Source organism: Rhodococcus koreensis, from assembly GCF_017068375.1.
GTDB lineage: Bacteria > Actinomycetota > Actinomycetes > Mycobacteriales > Mycobacteriaceae > Rhodococcus_F > Rhodococcus_F koreensis.
The window spans coordinates 7576338-7592746 of the sequence record NZ_CP070609.1 but is presented as its reverse complement, the minus strand read 5'-3'; the positions used below and the strand labels follow the sequence as shown (position 1 = coordinate 7592746).

At 68.9% G+C, this 16409-nt stretch carries 18 protein-coding genes; 7 read left to right on the top strand and 11 right to left on the bottom strand.

The window, feature by feature from the left end; genetic code table 11:
* The first annotated feature begins 467 nt into the window (after positions 1-467).
* Genes cofD through JWS14_RS34315 form a run of 3 tightly spaced genes read left to right on the top strand, consistent with a single transcriptional unit; the run spans position 468 to position 3371 of the window.
* Entirely contained in the window at positions 468-1451 is a 984-nt protein-coding gene (gene cofD, locus JWS14_RS34325) for a 2-phospho-L-lactate transferase (RefSeq protein WP_206015226.1), read from the top strand.
* Positions 1448-2812, top strand: a complete 1365-nt coding sequence (locus tag JWS14_RS34320; protein ID WP_206015225.1) for a coenzyme F420-0:L-glutamate ligase — start codon at positions 1448-1450, stop codon at positions 2810-2812. Before cofD ends, JWS14_RS34320 begins: the two co-directional genes overlap by 4 nt.
* 10 nt (positions 2813-2822) lie before the next feature.
* Positions 2823-3371, top strand: a complete 549-nt coding sequence (locus tag JWS14_RS34315) for an NUDIX hydrolase (RefSeq protein WP_072951194.1) — start codon at positions 2823-2825, stop codon at positions 3369-3371.
* A gap of 14 nt (positions 3372-3385) precedes the next feature.
* Here JWS14_RS34315 and manB read toward each other — a convergent pair whose 3' ends face one another.
* Genes manB through rfbD form a run of 3 tightly spaced genes read right to left on the bottom strand, consistent with a single transcriptional unit; the run spans position 3386 to position 6237 of the window.
* The gene (manB, locus tag JWS14_RS34310; protein WP_072951197.1) at positions 3386-4465 is read right to left on the bottom strand and encodes a mannose-1-phosphate guanylyltransferase; all 1080 of its coding nucleotides are present in this window, start codon (positions 4463-4465) and stop codon (positions 3386-3388) included.
* A complete protein-coding gene (locus tag JWS14_RS34305) occupies positions 4455-5354 on the bottom strand; it encodes a glycosyltransferase family 2 protein (protein ID WP_206015224.1) in 900 nt (299 codons plus the stop codon). Before JWS14_RS34305 ends, manB begins: the two co-directional genes overlap by 11 nt.
* A 34-nt stretch (positions 5355-5388) precedes the next feature.
* On the bottom strand, positions 5389-6237 hold the full coding sequence (gene rfbD, locus JWS14_RS34300) for a dTDP-4-dehydrorhamnose reductase (protein WP_072951220.1): 849 nt from the start codon (positions 6235-6237) through the stop codon (positions 5389-5391).
* Between the two features lie 68 nt (positions 6238-6305).
* Between rfbD and JWS14_RS34295 the strand changes: the two genes are divergently transcribed.
* Entirely contained in the window at positions 6306-7838 is a 1533-nt protein-coding gene (locus JWS14_RS34295; RefSeq protein WP_443096534.1) for an LCP family protein, read from the top strand.
* Positions 7839-7861: 23 nt separating this feature from the next.
* Positions 7862-8581, top strand: coding sequence for a TIGR03089 family protein (locus tag JWS14_RS34290; protein ID WP_095860860.1), 720 nt, complete (start codon positions 7862-7864; stop codon positions 8579-8581).
* Here JWS14_RS34290 and JWS14_RS34285 read toward each other — a convergent pair.
* Complete coding sequence (locus JWS14_RS34285; protein ID WP_206015223.1) at positions 8566-8946, bottom strand: hypothetical protein; 381 nt, start codon at positions 8944-8946, stop codon at positions 8566-8568. The two genes, JWS14_RS34290 and JWS14_RS34285, sit on opposite strands and share 16 nt — an antisense overlap.
* 332 nt (positions 8947-9278) lie before the next feature.
* Here JWS14_RS34285 and JWS14_RS34280 point away from each other — a divergent pair, with 332 nt between their 5' ends.
* Positions 9279-9725 (top strand): endonuclease domain-containing protein, encoded by a 447-nt coding sequence (locus JWS14_RS34280; RefSeq protein WP_241031545.1) that lies wholly within the window; start codon positions 9279-9281, stop codon positions 9723-9725.
* Between the two features lie 75 nt (positions 9726-9800).
* Here JWS14_RS34280 and purE read toward each other — a convergent pair whose 3' ends face one another.
* Together purE and JWS14_RS34270 are read right to left on the bottom strand one after the other, a co-directional pair.
* Entirely contained in the window at positions 9801-10328 is a 528-nt protein-coding gene (gene purE / locus JWS14_RS34275) for a 5-(carboxyamino)imidazole ribonucleotide mutase (protein ID WP_072951207.1), read from the bottom strand.
* Positions 10312-11571, bottom strand: a complete 1260-nt coding sequence (locus JWS14_RS34270) for a 5-(carboxyamino)imidazole ribonucleotide synthase (RefSeq protein WP_206015222.1) — start codon at positions 11569-11571, stop codon at positions 10312-10314. The genes purE and JWS14_RS34270 overlap by 17 nt, the downstream gene beginning before the upstream one ends.
* 131 nt (positions 11572-11702) lie before the next feature.
* On the opposite strand from JWS14_RS34270, the gene JWS14_RS34265 reads away from it, so the two are divergent.
* Positions 11703-12248 (top strand): GtrA family protein, encoded by a 546-nt coding sequence (locus tag JWS14_RS34265; protein WP_072951212.1) that lies wholly within the window; start codon positions 11703-11705, stop codon positions 12246-12248.
* A 3-nt stretch (positions 12249-12251) separates the two neighbouring features.
* Here JWS14_RS34265 and JWS14_RS34260 read toward each other — a convergent pair whose 3' ends face one another.
* The 5 genes from JWS14_RS34260 to JWS14_RS34240 are packed head-to-tail and all read right to left on the bottom strand — an operon-like array spanning position 12252 to position 16310.
* On the bottom strand, positions 12252-13586 hold the full coding sequence (locus tag JWS14_RS34260; RefSeq protein ID WP_072951214.1) for a HAMP domain-containing sensor histidine kinase: 1335 nt from the start codon (positions 13584-13586) through the stop codon (positions 12252-12254).
* An 8-nt stretch (positions 13587-13594) separates the two neighbouring features.
* Entirely contained in the window at positions 13595-14275 is a 681-nt protein-coding gene (locus tag JWS14_RS34255; protein ID WP_025432276.1) for a response regulator transcription factor, read from the bottom strand.
* Positions 14276-14314: 39 nt separating this feature from the next.
* Positions 14315-14872 carry a PH domain-containing protein gene (locus JWS14_RS34250; protein ID WP_072951216.1) on the bottom strand — a complete coding sequence of 186 codons (558 nt, stop codon included), beginning with the start codon at positions 14870-14872 and terminating at the stop codon, positions 14315-14317.
* Positions 14873-14887: 15 nt separating this feature from the next.
* The gene (locus JWS14_RS34245; protein WP_072951218.1) at positions 14888-15445 is read right to left on the bottom strand and encodes an HdeD family acid-resistance protein; all 558 of its coding nucleotides are present in this window, start codon (positions 15443-15445) and stop codon (positions 14888-14890) included.
* 16 nt (positions 15446-15461) lie between these two features.
* A complete protein-coding gene (locus JWS14_RS34240; protein WP_206015221.1) occupies positions 15462-16310 on the bottom strand; it encodes a biotin--[acetyl-CoA-carboxylase] ligase in 849 nt (282 codons plus the stop codon).
* Positions 16311-16409 lie beyond the last annotated feature (99 nt).

The following is a 16409-nucleotide window of genomic DNA, read 5'->3' as shown; positions in this document are numbered from 1 at the left end:
TGCGCACTGCTTTCTTGCACACTGCTTTCTTGCACACTGATTTGTTGCACACTGATTTGTTGCACACCGTCTTCTTGCACACAGACTTCTTGAACACAGACGCCGTCCGCTGCGCCTGCTTCGGAATTGGTCTGCGGTTCGTCGCTTACTGTGCTCCAGCGAGTCTCCGACTCGAGCTGCTCATTGGGCATCGTTCCGCCTCCTCACCTGTGATAGCGCAGAAAATTTTGATCGATCATGTACCCCGAACCGAACACCCCTGCCACCCCGTTCGAACAACCGTTCGAATTGATCCCCGCTGCAAGTGATTCCACGTCCGCAACGTTGGAATGACATATTTGTGATTAGACACGCCCAGCGTGTCGCGGTCAAGCTAACGGCAAAAAGTCGATTACTATTTCGCGCTCTCCAATCACCCTGGGGAAGCAGCCCACCGGACGCCGACGGCCACCGCCTAGGCTTGCACCGTGAACGTGACTGTATTGGTTGGCGGGGTCGGTGGGGCCCGGTTCCTGCAAGGGGTGCGGCGGCTTCTCGGTGTTGATGCGCCGGATGGTGGGGGTTCGTCGCATCGGATCACGGCGGTGGTCAATGTCGGTGACGATGTGTGGATGCACGGGTTGCGGATCTGCCCGGATCTGGACACCTGCATGTACACCCTCGGTGGGGGGATCGACACCGCGCGGGGGTGGGGGCATGCGGGTGAAACCTGGAACGCGAAGGAAGAACTCGCCGCGTACGGGGCGAAGCCGGAGTGGTTCGGGCTCGGCGACCGGGACATCGCGACGCATCTGATCCGCTCCCAGATGCTGCGGACGGGGTATCCGTTGTCGGCGGTCACCGAGGCGTTGTGCAACCGGTGGCGGCCGGGGGTGACGTTGCTGCCGGTCACCGACGATCGGAGTGAGACTCACGTGGTGATCACCGACCCGGAGGACGGGGAGCAGCGGGCGATCCACTTCCAGGAGTGGTGGGTTCGGCACCGCGCGCAGGTCCCGACGCACAGCTTCGCGCACATCGGCGCCGAGCAGGCGTCCCCGGCGCCGGGGGTGCTGGAGGCGATCGAGGGCGCCGACATCGTGTTGCTGGCGCCGTCGAATCCGGTGGTCAGCGTCGGGGCGATCCTGGCGGTGCCGGGGATCCGGGGGGCGCTGCGCACCACCACCGCGCGGGTGGTCGGGGTGTCGCCGATCGTGGGTGGGAAACCGTTGCGCGGCATGGCCGACGAATGTTTGGACGTGATCGGGGTGGAAACCTCCGCGGAGGCGATCGGGCGCTGGTACGGGGCGCGCAGTGGCACGGGGATCCTCGACGGGTGGCTGGTCCACGACACCGACACCGCCGACGTCCCCGGGGTGGCCGTGGCCAGTGTGCCGTTGCTGATGTCCGACCCGGATGCCACCGCCGCGATGGTGCGGGCGGCGCTGGACGTGGCCGGGGTGACCCTGTGAGCGCACCGACCGGTGCATCCCGGGTGGATCACGCGCCGGGTGGGGCGATCGAGATCCTGCCGGTGACCGGGTTGCCGGAGTTCCGGCCGGACGACGACCTGGCCGCCGCGATCGTCGCGGCGGCGCCGTGGCTGCGCGGTGGTGACGTGCTGGTGGTGACGAGCAAGGTGTTCTCGAAGGTGGAGGGCCGGATCGTGCCGTCCCCGGCCGATCCGGAGGAGCGGGACGCAGCCCGCCGGCGGCTGGTGGAGCAGGAAGCGGTCCGGGTGGTCGCCCGCAGGGGCCGGACGTTGATCACCGAGAACCGGTTGGGGATCGTGCAGGCCGCGTCCGGTATCGACGGCTCGAATGTGGAGGGTACGGAACTGGCGTTGCTGCCGGAGGATCCGGACGGCAGCGCCCGCGGGCTGCGGGAGGCGATCGCGGCGGCGCTCGGTGTGACGGTGGCGGTGGTGGTCACCGACACCATGGGCCGGGCATGGCGCAACGGCCAGATCGACGCCGCGATCGGTGCGGCCGGGTTGCCGGTGCTGCACGGGTACGCCGGGGCCCGGGACTCGCAGGGCAACGAACTCATGGTGACGGAGGTCGCGGTGGCCGACGAGATCGCCGCGGCCGGGGATCTGGTGAAGGGCAAGCTCGGTGGGGTGCCGGTCGCGGTGGTCCGCGGTCTGGGTGTGGCCGACGACGGGTCGCGGGCGCGGGATCTGATCCGGGCCGGTGAGGAGGACCTGTTCTGGCTCGGGACCGCCGAGTCGGTGGAGCGGGGGCGGGCGGAGGCGGTGCTGCTGCGCCGCTCGGTCCGGGAGTTCGCCGACGATCCGGTCGACCCGGGTGCGGTGCGGACGGCGATCGGAGAGGCGTTGACCGCCCCGGCGCCGCATCACACCCGGCCGGTGCGGTTCGTGTGGGTCCGCACCCGCACGGTGCGCGAGGAATTGCTGACCGCGATGCGGGAGCGGTGGCAGGCCGACCTGACCGCGGACGGTATGGACGGGGCGGCGGTGGCGGCGCGGGTGGCGCGGGGGAACATCCTGTTCGACGCGCCGGAGGTGATCGTCCCGTTCTGCGTGCCCGACGGTGCGCACCCCTACCCGGATCCGCGTCGGCGGGCGGCGGAGGCGACGATGTTCACCGTCGCGGTCGGTGCGGCCGTGCAGGGGCTGCTGGTGTCGCTGGCGACCAAGGGGATCGGCAGCTGCTGGATCGGTTCGACGATCTTCGCCCCGGACACGGTGCGCGGTGTCCTCGACCTGCCCGACGACTGGCAGCCGCTCGGCGCGATCGCCGTCGGCTACCCCCTCGAACCACTCACACCCCGCCGGCCCACCGACCCCGGCGACGCCCTCATCGAGAAATGACCCACACACCATGAGCGCCGAATCACTGCACCGCACCGCGACCGCCGCGCTCGAGGGCTGGAAGACGCTCGACGAGAACGACGAATCGTTGCGGCACACCATGCTTGCGTTCCTCGCCTCCGCGCCGCTCGGGTGCCTGCGTGAGTACGCGCCCGGACACATCACGGCCTCCTCCCTCGTCCTGGACGAGGGAGGGTGTCATGTGCTGCTCACCCTGCATCCCCGGGTCGGCCGGTGGATCCAATTGGGTGGGCACTGTGAGCCTTCCGACGACACCGTCGTCGACGCCGCACTGCGGGAGGCGTGCGAGGAATCGGGGATTCCCGACCTGCGGATCGACCCCGAACTGCTGTCGGCGCACACCCACCCGATCACGTGCTCACTCGGACAACCCACCCGGCACCTGGATCTCCGGTTCCTCGTCCGCTCGCGTGCAGGCGCCCACATCGTGCGAAGCTCCGAATCGACGGATCTGCGCTGGTGGCCGGTGGACGCACTGCCGCCGAACGCGGAGAAGTCCACGATCGACCACCTCGTGCACCTCGCCGGATTGCGCTAGGGGCGCTTCATCTCTCACACGTCCGTGCTGAACCGCACCCCGCCGTCGGGCAGCGTCACGCCCGGCCACACCCGGGCCCCGCGCAGCAGTTCGCACCGGGCGCCGATGTCTGCGCCGTCACCGATCACCGCGTCCCGCACGAGGGCCCGCGGACCGATGCGCGCGCCGAAACCGATGATGGACCGTTCGACGGTCGCACCGGCCTCTACGACGGCGCCGTCGAACAGCACTGCGCCGTCGAGTCGTGCGCCCGCACCCACCTCGGCGCCGCGGCCGACGACGGTTCCGCCGATCAGCAGCGCGCCCGGCGCGACACCCGCCCCGGGGTGGACGAGCGATTCGCCGCGCGGCCCGTCGAGCGCAGGCGACGGAGCGATGCCGCGCACCAGGTCCGCGGAACCGCGCACGAAGTCCTCGGGAGTGCCCATGTCGCGCCAGTACGACGAGTCGACGTGCCCGTAGACGCGGGCGTCCTCGGCCAGCAGCGACGGGAACACCTCACGCTCCACCGACACCGGACGGCCCTCGGGGATCCGTTCGATGATCTCGCGCTTGAAGACGTAGCAGCCGGCGTTGATCTGGTCGGTCGGCGGGTCCTGCGTCTTCTCGAGGAACGCGGTGACCCGGCCGTCGGCGTCGGTTGGCACGCAGCCGAACGCCCGCGGATCCCCCACCCGCACGAGGTGCAGGGTGACGTCCGCGTCCCGGTTGCGGTGGGTGTCGAGGATCGCCCCCAGATCGGTGCCGCCGAGGACGTCGCCGTTGAAGACCATGGCGTGGTCGCCGCGCAGCTTCGGCAGAACGTTGCGGATGCCGCCACCGGTGCCGAGCGGTTCGGTCTCTGTGACGTAGTCGATCTCGAGCCCCAGCTTGGAACCGTCCCCGAAGTACTCCTCGAAGACCTCCGCCTTGAAGGACGTGCCGAGCACGACGTGCGTGATCCCGGCCGCCCCGATCCGCGCCAGCAGATGCTGGAGGAACGGCAGACCCGCCGTCGGCAGCATCGGTTTGGGCGCCGACAGGGTCAGCGGGCGAAGCCTCGTTCCCTGACCGCCGACCAGCACCACTGCATCGGTCGTCTTCTCAATTGCCATGAGTCGTTCCCCCCTCGTTCTGGTTTCTGCGTTGTTCCCGGACTGCGGCAGCCACGGCGATCTTCGACCGCACTGCCAATCCTCCCCGAAGTGCCCACCGCAGTGGCGCCTGCCACCAGTGGGGATGACGATCGGCCTGGAACCGGTACGCGCTCTGATGGTGAGCGGGCAGCATCAGTTCCGGATGCTTGCCCGCGGCGTGCCCCTTCGCGTGGGTGACCTCGGCGGAGGGCACGTACACGTTGAGCCACCCGGCCTTGCCCAGGCGGTCGCCGAGGTCGACGTCCTCCATGTACATGAAGTAGCGGGAATCGAAGCCGTTGATCGAGTCGAAGGCGACGCGACGCATCAGCAGGCACGAACCGGACAACCAGCCGACGGACCGCTCGCTGACCGTCTCGTTCTCCTGGCGGTAGCCGGCAGTCCACGGGTTGGACGGCCATACCGTGCCCAGCACCGCATGCCCGGCTCCCGACACGAGGTCGGGGACCTGGCGCGCCGATGGGTAGATGCTTCCGTCGGGTTCCAGAACGAGAGGTCCGAGCGCCCCCGCACGCGGCCAGCGCTCGGCGGCCGCGAGGAGAACGTCGATCGATCCGGGCGCCCAGCGAACATCCGGATTGGCGATGACGACGAACTCGATGTCCTCGTCGATCTCCGCCACAGCCCTGTTGATGGCACCGCCGTAGCCGATGTTCCCGCCGGTGCGCAGCAGGCGCACGTGCTCGTGCGCCGCGTCCGCGGCCTCGGGGGCGCCGTCCGTCGATCCGTTGTCGGCCATCACGACCTGCGGATCTTCTTTCGTCGCCTCGGCGAGAGTGCCCAGGAATTGCTCCAGATGCTCACCTGGCGAATAGGTCACCGTCACCACGGCCAGCTTCGAACTCACGCGGGCAAGCGTAGCCGTTGAAAGAGGGTCCCCCTCACACCGCGGCATGCAGAGCGGCGCGCAACCCGTCCCGCCACGGCCGCAACGGGGTCAGCCCGGCGTCGGCCCACGCGCGGCCGGACAGCACCGAGAACGCCGGTCGCGGGGCGGGGCGCACGAACTGGGCACTCGTGCACGGGTGCACGCGCTGTGGGTCCGCACCTGCTTCCTCGAACACGGCCCGCGCGAGGTCGAACCAACTTGCCCGGCCCGAGTTGGTGGCGTGCAGTACCGGCGCTCCGATGTCGCTGCGACCGGCCAGTTCGAGCAGCGCATCGGCCAGGTCGCCGGCGAATGTGGGCGAGCCCACCTGATCGTCCACGACGTCGACCGTGTCACGTTCACGCTCGAGGCGGCGCATGGTGGAGACGAAGTCGGAACCCACCCCGCTGTACACCCAGGCGGTGCGCACGACGTGCGCGGACGGAAGGGCAGCGTGGACGGCACGCTCGCCGGCGAGTTTGGTGCGTCCGTACACCGTCGCGGGACCGGTCGGGGCGTCCACCTCGTACGGCGTGTCGCCGTCCCCGGCGAACACGTAGTCGGTGGAGACGTGGATCAGCCGGGCACCCACCCGGGCGCACGCCGCCGCCAGGTTCGCAGGACCGTCCTCGTTCACCGCCCGCGCAGTGTCCTCGTCCGACTCCGCGGCGTCCACCGCGGTGTACGCGGCGCAGTTGATCACCACCGAACCGGCTTCGATCTGCGCAAGCACCGCGTCGCGGTCGGTGATGTCGAGCTCGTCCGAGCCCAGTCCCCGGGCCGGAATCCCGGAGGCCTCGGCTCGTCGGAGAAGGTGCCCACCCAGCTGTCCCCGGGCGCCGGTCACAAGGATGTTCGTCACGGCGCCCAGTCTGGCACGCCGATCCACGCCTCCCTGCTCCAGCCGCGTCGACCAGTAGCCTGGTTTCCGTGTCACACGAGCAACCCGCACCAGACGCACCCCCGAGCACCGCTCGGCGGCCGATTCACATCGCTGTCGCGGTGCTGTCGGTGCTCGCACTCGTCGTCACGGGATTCGCGTGGCGGAGCATCGACTCGCTGCGCAACAATCTGGCAACCGCGGGCGGTCTCGGACTCGGCGGAAGCGCCGACGGCGCCGTCGACATCCTCATGGTCGGCACCGACAGCCGCACCGACGCCCACGGCAACCCGCTGTCCCAGGAGGAACTCGACTCGCTGCGGGCCGGCGAGGAGGTGGCGTCCAACACCGACACCATCGTCCTCATCCGCGTGCCGAACGACGGCAGTTCCGCCACCGCCATCTCGATCCCCCGCGACTCGTACGTCGACGTGCCGGGGATCGGCATGTCGAAGATCAACGCCGCCTACGGCGCCACCAAGGAAACCGAGCGGCTGAAACTCGTCGAGGACGGAGCCACCGACAAGGAGGCCGAGGAGGAGTCGACGAAGGCAGGCCGCGAGGCGCTCATCCACTCGGTGGCAGACCTCACCGGCATCACCGTCGACCACTACGCCGAGGTCGGGCTGCTCGGATTCGTCCTCCTCACCAACGCGGTCGGCGGTGTCGACGTCTGCCTCAACGAACCGGTGGACGAGGACATGTCCGGCGCCCACTTCCCCGCCGGGGAGCAGACGCTGAAGGGCGCGGACGCACTGAGCTTCGTCCGCCAGCGCCACGACCTCCCCCGCGGCGACCTCGACCGCATCGTGCGCCAGCAGGTGTTCATGGCCTCGCTCGTCGGCAAGGTGCTGTCCGCGAAGACTCTCAGCGACCCGGGCAAGCTGAACGAACTCAGCGGCGCGGTGCAGCGCTCGGTCGTGCTCGACGACGACTGGGACATCATCGAATTCGCCACCCAGCTGCAGGACCTCGCCGGCGGCAAGGTGCAGTTCGAGACCATTCCGGTCGCAGATCTCAACGGCATGACCGACTACGGCGAGTCCATCGTCGAGGTCAAGCCGAAGGACGTGAAGAAGTACGTGGCCGGTCTCGTCGGCGAGGAGCCCACCGACTCGGAGGACACCACCACCAAGTCCGAGACACCCGACATCGACGCATCGACCGTCACCGTCGACGTCGCGAACGCGAGCGACGTCGGTGGCCTCGCGAACGGTGTGGCCGACGCCCTGACATCACTCGGCTACGGACAGGGTGAGATCGGCAACTACACGGGCAAAGCGGTGAGCAAGACCACCGTCTTCGCGCATTCCGCGGACGACGACAGCGCCAAGGCGGTCGCGGCCGCGCTCGGCGGGCTCCCCACCGATACCGATTCGACCCTGCCGAAAGGCTCGGTCCGGGTGGTGCTGGCCGGTGACTACCAGGGGCCGACGTCCGCGGAGACCATCAGCACCACCTCGTCGTCCGAGTCCTCGGAGACGGGCCTCGAACCCGTCTCCACGGCAGGAACGACACCCACCCCGGCACCGCCCGGCCCGCCCATCGATGCCGGCTCGTCGGGCCCGCGTTGTGTGAACTAGAAAACGAGAGACGGACTGTGTCCATGAACCATGCGTCCCGCACGCTGACCGACGCCCTGCTCGACCCCATCCTGAAGAACGACCCGGCCGGACCGCGCGTCACGTTCTACGACGACGCGACGGGCGAACGGGTCGAGCTCTCGGCCCTCACCCTCGCCAACTGGGCGGCCAAGACCGCCAACCTGCTGCGCGACGAATTCGCCGTCGAACCCGGCGCCCGCGTCGCAGTGCTCCTGCCTGCGCACTGGCAGACCGCCGCGGTCCTCCTCGGCGCCTGGTGGGCCGGCGCCGACGTCGTCCTCGAACCCGATGCGGACGCCGAGATCGCACTCGTCTCCGCTGAGCACCTGGGCGACGTCGAGGACGTTCCGGAGGTCGCGGCGCTGTCGCTGGACGCGTTCGGCCGCCCCGTTCCCGACCTTCCCGTCGGCATCACCGACTACGCCACCTCGGTGCGCGTTCACGGCGACCAGTTCCGGCCGACGGTCGCCGGACCCGCACTGGCGGGCAAGAGCGTCGACGACGTTCTCGCCGCAGCCCTGGCGTCCGCCGAGTCGCACGGGATCACCGGCACCGACCGGGTGCTGTCCGTCGAGGCGTGGGACTCCCCCGACGCCCTGATCGACGGTCTGGTGGCGGTGTTCGCGGCCGGCGCGTCACTGGTGCAGGTCGCCAACGCCGACACCGCGGCTCAGGCGCGGCGCGTGGACACCGAGAAGATCACCCGTCAGCTGTCCCGGTAGCCGCCGTCCGCGAGGCCCGCGGCGATCTCGAACCTGTTCGAGGCGCCGCGGCGCCTCGACTCCTCGAACAGGTACCGCAGCGCGAAGGCCCACCCGTACGTCGCCCACTGGTCGGCGTGGACCGCTTCGTGTCGCAGGAGCGATCTCGCCGGTTCCCGGCCGGTGAGAAACGCACCGCCTATCGTCGTCCCGCCCCGCGCGTACCCACCGCGCATGCCGTTGCACACGAAGAGGCCGAACTCGGCGTCGAAACAGATGCGCGCACCCCACAGCCGGGCATACGCCAACGCCAGCCGAGTGATCGCCGCCGACTGAGGATTCCCCCGCGAAGCCCGGATCATCGGCACCCCGCGGCTACGTTTCATGTGCGCAGGATAAGCGCTCGCGGCAGCGTTCATCCACAACCTCGTGCCCATCCACAGGCGAACCCGAAGTCCCAGTTCGCGCGCCGGAAAGGTGACATGCGCCACCCCATGCTGTCGATCATGAGTGCACACATACGAACCCTGAAAGAACTGACCGACGCGGGAATCCCGCGTAGCACCATCGCCTCCCGGTGCCGGAGCGGCCGCTACCACCGTCTGCTGCCCACGGTGTACTCCCTCGCCGAACCCGACATGTACGACCGGTGTGCCGCGGTGTCCGCGTGGCGGTCGGCTGCGGTGCTGAGTCACCGCACAGCGGCCTGGCTCTACGGGTGGCTGCCCGAACCGACCGTCGTCGAAGCGTCGATCCCGACGAGTTCCGTGACCTCTGCCTCACCCACCGCGGTCGGCATGGGACGCCCGCGGCGCAGCGACTCCTGCGACACGCTTCCCTCCGCGCGGCGTCGGAACCCGAGCGCGTACTCGGCCGCGAGCTCAACCTTCGCGGATTCGCACTCGCACCCAACCTGCCGATCGGTCCGTACGTGGGTGATTTCGTGGACGAACGTGCGCGGATCGTCGTCGAGGTCGACGGCCGCGAATTCCACAGTGAGCCCGACGTGTTCAGAGGCGACCGTCGGCGTCAGAATTGGCTCGTCCGGGAGGGGTGGATGGTGCTCCGCTTCGCGGCCTACGACGTGCTGGCCCATCCCGATGCGATCGCCGACGAGATCATCGCCGCCGTGCGTAGACGGCGTCGCAGTCGGCGCCGGAAGTGAACTCAGCCGCCACTCGTTGCCCGCCGCGGGCTGTTTCGGCCCTGAAAGAGCGAAGAGTGGCGGCTGAGTACGACGTCAGCCCAGCAGCTTGTCGCGGAGGGCCTGATCCTTGCCCAGGACCATCTTCTCGAGCCCGTCCTGGAATGCGACCATCTGCTGCTGCAGGGCGGGGTCGGCGGCACCGAGGATGCGGACGGCGAGCAGGCCGGCGTTGCGGGCGCCGCCGATGGACACGGTCGCGACGGGGACGCCTGCCGGCATCTGCACGATCGAGAGCAGCGAGTCCATGCCGTCGAGGTACTTCAGCGGGACCGGCACACCGATGACGGGCAGCGGTGTGGCCGACGCGACCATGCCCGGCAGGTGGGCGGCGCCACCGGCGCCGGCGATGATCACCTGGATGCCGCGGCCGGCGGCGTCCTTCGCGTAGTCGAGCATGCGCTGCGGTGTGCGGTGTGCGGAGACGACACCGACCTCGAAGCGCACCCCGAATTCGGCGAGCGCCTCGGCGGCGGCCTCCATGGTGGGCCAGTCGGAGTCGCTGCCCATGATGAGCCCGACCTGTGCGCCCTGCCGTGCTGCCGTGTCACTCACCGTGTTCATCCCATCCGTCGGTCCATTCAGCGTGCGAGAGCCAGTGCGCGGCGCGTTCGGCGCGCTCGCGGACCCGTGCCACGTACTCGGGGTCGTCGATCGAGCCGGGTCCGCCGACGATGTTCACGTGCCCGATCTTCCGGTCCTCACGTTCACCCTTGCCGTACAGGTGGATCTTCGCGTCGGGCATCCGGGCGAAGAGGTGGTGGACGCGTTCGTCCATGCTCATCTCGGGCGCGGCCGGCGCGCCGAGCACGTTCGCCATCACCGTGATCGGTGCGAGGGGTGCGGTGTCGCCGAGCGGGTAGTCGAGGACGGCGCGCAGGTGCTGCTCGAACTGTGAGGTGCGGGCGCCGTCCATGGTCCAGTGGCCGGAGTTGTGCGGGCGCATCGCGAGTTCGTTGACGACGAGCGTGCCGTCGGTGGTCTCGAACAGTTCGACGGCCATGGCGCCGACGACACCGAGTTCGGACGCGATACGGAGCGCCAGTTCCTCGGCGGCCTCGGCGACGGCGTCGGGCAGCGCGGGGGCGGGGGCGAGGACCACGGCGCACTGTCCGTGGCGTTGCACGGTCTCCACGACCGGCCACGTGGCGCCCTGGCCGAACGGTGACCGCGCCACCATCGCGGACAGTTCACGCCGCATCTCGACCTTCTCCTCGACCAGGAGGGAGACACCCTTGTCGAGTTGCTGGGTGACGATGCGCTCGGCCTCGTCGGAATCGCCGGTGATCCACACGCCGCGACCGTCGTATCCGCCGCGGACGGCTTTGATGACGACGGGCCAGCCGTGTTCGGCGCCGAACTTCACGACGTCCTCGGCCCAGGTCACCTCGGCGAACGCCGGGACTGGGGCGCCGAGTTCGCCGAGCTTGCGGCGCATCGCGAGTTTGTCCTGCGCGTAGATGAGCGCCGTCGGCGGCGGCTGCACGTTGACACCCTCGGCGACCAGGACGTCGAGGTGCTCGGTGGGCACGTGCTCGTGGTCGAAGGTCAGCGCGTGCGACCCGACCGCGGCCCTGCGGAGCGCGTCGAGGTCGGTGTGGCTCCCGAGGACGACGTCGGGGCTCACCTGCGCTGCGGGTTCGTCGGCGGTGCCGGAGAGCACCCGCAGTGTCTGGCCGAGCGCGATTGCAGCCTGGTGGGTCATCCGCGCGAGTTGGCCGCCACCGATCATCGTCACGACGGGTTGCCCGGCGGTCAGATCGCGGGGTGTCGTGGGACGCGGTGTGGAGTCAGAGTTGCCGGTCACGGGTCACTAGTTTGTCACGTCCTGTGCCGGGTTCCGCCGCCGAGGTGGCCGGTCGGCAGTTTCTGTGATTCTCCTGATGATCTCGCCGCCAATTGGTGGTATCCGGTCCGACTTTCGTAAACTCATCCGTTGTGTCATTTGTCGACGGCGTCCTTGCACGCGTTCCCCAGCCTTTCCGGGCTCTCGCGTTGCGCCATCACGAACTGATCAAGTTCGCGATTGTGGGCGGCACCACCATGATCTTCGACCTCGCGATCTTCTATTCGCTGAGCCTCACGATCCTGGAAGAGAAGCCGGTAGTCGCCAAGGTTCTGTCCGGAATTCTCGCGACGGTCCTCAGTTACATTCTCAACCGCGAATGGTCGTTCAAGAACCGCGGCGGACGGGAACGCCACCACGAGGCCCTGCTGTTCTTCACGATCAGCGGAATCGGCGTCCTCCTCGCCGCCGCGCCCCTGTGGATCGCCAACAACGTGTTCGACATCCGCGAGACGCAGGACAACCTGACCACGCTGGTGATCGTCGACTTCGTGCTCAACTACATCATCGGAAACCTGCTGCAGATGGTGTTCCGCTTCTGGGCCCTCCGCCGGTTCGCCTTCCCCGACGAGAACGTGCATCTCATCGATCCGGACCTCCTCGACGAGACCGCCGAGGAAGAAATCGGCCAACCCTGAGTATCAGCGCGGTTCCCGGGTCCCGGTGACCCGCGTCGGCACGTGTTCCCGGGCGATGGGAACGAAGATCGCGAACAGGGCCGGCCGGCGCCGCTGAAGTTCCAGCCGGCCGCCGTCCGCTTCGATGAGCGCGCGGGCCAGCGCCAGGCCCACACCGGTCGAACCGGCCCCCGAGAAACCGCGGTCGAAGATGTGCGGCGCGAGGTCGTTGCTGACGCCGACACCCTCGTCCGACACCTCCACACACACCATCGCCTCGCGCGGCGACAGTTCCTTGCCCGGCGCCCTCTGATTCTGTCCCTGGATCAGCCGCACCGAGACGGTGCACGTCCCCGACCCGTGCATGAGCGCGTTGTCGACGAGGACCGCCACGGCCTCACGGAGCCGGGAACCGGTGGTCGACGCCATCACGTTCGTGTCTCCGCGCAGCAGCAACTCGCGGTCGGCGTCCTCGAACGGCCGTTTCCAGTCCGCGATGACCACACTGAGTTCCCGGATGACCGACACCTGGGTCTCCGTGCCGCTGCTGCGGGAGGAACGGACCAGTTCGTCGATCGCGACGGTCAGCCGGTCCACCTGCGCCATGGCCTCGTCGGCCTCGACGACGACGGCCGGATCCGGATGCACGGACAGCTCGTCGAGCCGGAGGCGGACGGCCGTGAGTCGGCTGCGGAGCTGGTGGGAGACGTCGGCGACGAGTGCGTGTTCGCGCTGCAACCGTCCCGCGATCTCGACGGTCGCCGAGTCGAGAACGTCGGAGACGCGGTCGAGTTCGGGGATGCCGTGTCGTCGCACGTCCGGCCGGAAGTCGCCCTCCGCGAGCCGGGCCGCCCGGTTCGCGACGTCCCGTAGCGGATCGGCGAGCCGCTTCGCCGTGACGTAGGCCACGACGGTGCCTGCGGCGATGGACACGAGTACCAGCAGCGCGACGGCACCGACGGCCTGGCGTTGCTGGGTGCGCATCTCGTCGGACGGCACCTCGAGGCGGAGCGAACCGGACGTGCCCATCGCGAGAGACTCCACCAGGGGCGACGGCACGGACGATTCGCCGATGTCGACGCGCGCGGCGCCGTCGTCGGTGGTCGGGTACACCACGACGAGTCGGCCCCCGGCGGGCGTCAGCAGTCGCAGAGAGTTCGTGTCGAGGTCGCCCTCGACGACGCCGTTGATGCCCTCCTGGGTGATGATCTCCGTCGCCATCCGATCCAGCCGGACCTGCAGGTCGCTCCGATTGAAGTCCTCGACCCACAACCAGGCCGTGTAGATCAGCGGCACACCGAGCAGCAGCGCCGTCAGGATCACGACTGCGAGGATCGACTGGAGAATTCTGCGGCGCACTGGCCCGCCTAGTCGGTGTTGATGCGGAAACCGACGCCGCGGACCGTCGCGATGCGACGTTCGGCGGCGGGGCCCTCGTCACCGATCTTCCGGCGAAGCCACGACATGTGCATGTCGAGGGTCTTCGAGCCGCGCAGTTCCACGTCGCCCCACACTTCCGCGAGGATCGTGTCGCGCGACACCACCTGTCCCGCGTGTTCGAGCAGCACCCGCAGAAGCTCGTACTCCTTGTTGGCGAGGGCGATCTCGGTTCCGTTCACGAGCACCCGGCGGGCCGCCGGCTCGAGCCGGATGCCCCCGACCTCGACGACCGAATCCTCGCCGCCGCCGCGACGGCGCAGCAGCGCACGCACCCGGGCCATCAACTCCGCCAACCGGAACGGCTTCCCTACGTAGTCGTCGGCTCCGGCGTCGAGTCCGACGACGAAGTCGACCTCGTCGGTGCGCGCGGTGAGCATGAGCACCGCCAGTTCCGAACTGTGGGCACGCACTTGCCTGCACACCTCGAGCCCGTCCATCCCCGGGAGTCCGAGGTCCAGGATCAGCAGGTCGTAGGCCCCGTCGAGCGCCTGTTCCAGCGCTGCCGGGCCGGTCTGCTCGATGGTGACGTCGTACCCTTCCCGGCCCAGTGCCCGCGACAGCGGGGCGGCGATGGCTTCGTCATCTTCGGCAAGCAATACAGCAGTCACCTCCACAGCGTACGGAGGTGCGGAGACGGCCGTGACCGGTTACCAGCCTTTGCCGGTGTCGGCGTCACCGCGCGGGTCTTCCCGCTCCTGTTCGCGGTGGAGATCCATCGCGTCGAACACCTGGTGGTAGAGCAGCGAGTGGACGCGCTGAACGTCGGGGATGTCGTCGAATTCCAGCGGGTCGTCGGAGGACGACACGATGACCAGCGTTCCGGTGCGGAGCATCCGGTCGAGGAGGCCGTGCCGGAACTGCACGTTGCTGATGCGCCCCATCGGAATGTCGATCCCCGTGTGCGTCATCACACCCTGGCGGATGAGGACGCGTCGGTCGGTGACGATGAAGTGGGTGAACTTCCAGCTGAGAAACGGCGCGACGCAGCGCCATCCGACGAGTCCCAGCCACAGCACGAGGACGACGACGAGCACGACGGTCAGCGCGGAGCCGTCCAGCTTGTTCTCGGCGAAGCCCGACGCGAAACCCGCGACCGCCGTCGCCAGCAGAAAGGTGACGGCGGGGAGCAGCAACATCTTCCAGTGCGGATGGCGGTGAAGCAGTAGTTCCTCGTCCTCGGCGAGCGCGTCCTCCGGATATCCCATGCGACGAGTGTGCCTCTACCTCATGCGGCTGAGCACGATCGGGGTGATCACGATGATGATGCCGTACAGCACCATCCACACTCCGACCACGATCACGAACACCTCGAGCGACAGTTCGGGCTGCAGGAGCACGAAGGCCCCGGCGACCACGCTGATCACTCCGAGCACGATGGTCAGACCGCGATTCGCGACCGACCCGGAGGCACCCTCGACGATTTCGAGGACACCCCGGAACACCCACCACGCACCGACGACGAGCGCGATGATGACGACGGTCTGGAGCGGGCTCCTCAGCACGAGGAACGCGAGAAGTATTGCCAGGGCGCCGGATACGCCCACGAGGGTGCGCGCGCCTCCACTGGCCTCGACGTCGGCGAACGCCCGGATGATCTGGACGATCCCGAATCCGAAGAACTGGATGGCGATCAGGACGGCCAGCACCGTGAGTGTCACGTGCGGCCACACGAGCACGGCGATGCCCAGGCCCAGGGTGAGCAGACCGAGCACCACCGTGAGGCCGGTCAACGTGCGCCGGGCTGCGGTGACGGAGGACTCCGGAATTGAGGTACTCATGTACCACAGTGTGGCACTACTCGGTGCGCACCGGGCGTAAATGTGTGATGTCACCTGCGGCGACGGCGACCGTGCCGGGCTGTCCGTCCGGGGCGATCACGACCCGGCCCTCCGCGTCGACGTCCGTTGCGATGCCGATCAGTTCACGCCCGCCGGGCAGTTCGGCGCGCACCCGTTGGCCGAGCGTGCCGCAGCGCTCACGGTAGGCCGCGGCGAGTTCCGTGACGTCCCAGTTCGAGTCGTGCCACTGCCGCCAGCGATCGGCGATGGCGCGCAGCACCGCCCGCACCAGGGTGTCGCGGTCACTGACCTCGGCGCCCTCGAGGACGAGCGACGTCGCGTGCTCGACGGGCAGTTCGTCTCTCGTGAGGCTCACGTTGAGTCCGATCCCCACGACGACCGCGGGATCCGGTGCCGTGGCGGACACCTCGGCGAGGATCCCGGCGACCTTGCGTCCATCGATCAGCACATCGTTGGGCCACTTCAGTTCCGCGGGCACCTTGGCGGTGGCGCGCAGCGCGTCCACGACGGCGACGCCGGTCAGCAGCGGCAGCCACCCCATGTCCTGGAGGCTCATCCCCGGCATCGTCAGCAACGCCGAGACGGCGATCTGCGCCTGCGGCGGGCTCACCCAGGCGCGGGAGTGGCGGCCCCGGCCGCTGCCCTGGAATTCGGCGAGCAGCACGTGCCGGTCGCAGTCCGACGACGCGGCGCGCGCGAGAAGGTCCGCATTGGTGGACCCGGTCTCCTGCACCACGTCGAGCCGAGACCAGAACTTGCGGGTGTCGCTGTCGTCGTCACCGCGGACGAGTGCCGCCCGCAGATTGTCGGCGTTGAGAGGGGGTCGGTTCAGGTCGGTCCACATCACCACAGCCTAGGACCAGCAGGAAAAGGTACTGGTCAGTAGCCGGGTCCGGGCAACCCGCCGCCTGACCACCTCCCTTGGCAGAAGGTCGCCGGCGCT

Coding starts and splice junctions, on each gene's coding strand:
- JWS14_RS34315 (WP_072951194.1), top strand. CDS start 2,823: ATGAGCGCCGAATCACTGCACCGCACCGCGACCGCCGCGCTCGAGGGC.
- manB (WP_072951197.1), bottom strand. CDS start 4,465: ATGGCAATTGAGAAGACGACCGATGCAGTGGTGCTGGTCGGCGGTCAG.
- JWS14_RS34290 (WP_095860860.1), top strand. CDS start 7,862: ATGAACCATGCGTCCCGCACGCTGACCGACGCCCTGCTCGACCCCATC.
- JWS14_RS34285 (WP_206015223.1), bottom strand. CDS start 8,946: ATGAAACGTAGCCGCGGGGTGCCGATGATCCGGGCTTCGCGGGGGAAT.
- purE (WP_072951207.1), bottom strand. CDS start 10,328: ATGAACACGGTGAGTGACACGGCAGCACGGCAGGGCGCACAGGTCGGG.
- JWS14_RS34250 (WP_072951216.1), bottom strand. CDS start 14,872: ATGGGATATCCGGAGGACGCGCTCGCCGAGGACGAGGAACTACTGCTT.
- JWS14_RS34245 (WP_072951218.1), bottom strand. CDS start 15,445: ATGAGTACCTCAATTCCGGAGTCCTCCGTCACCGCAGCCCGGCGCACG.
- JWS14_RS34240 (WP_206015221.1), bottom strand. CDS start 16,310: ATGTGGACCGACCTGAACCGACCCCCTCTCAACGCCGACAATCTGCGG.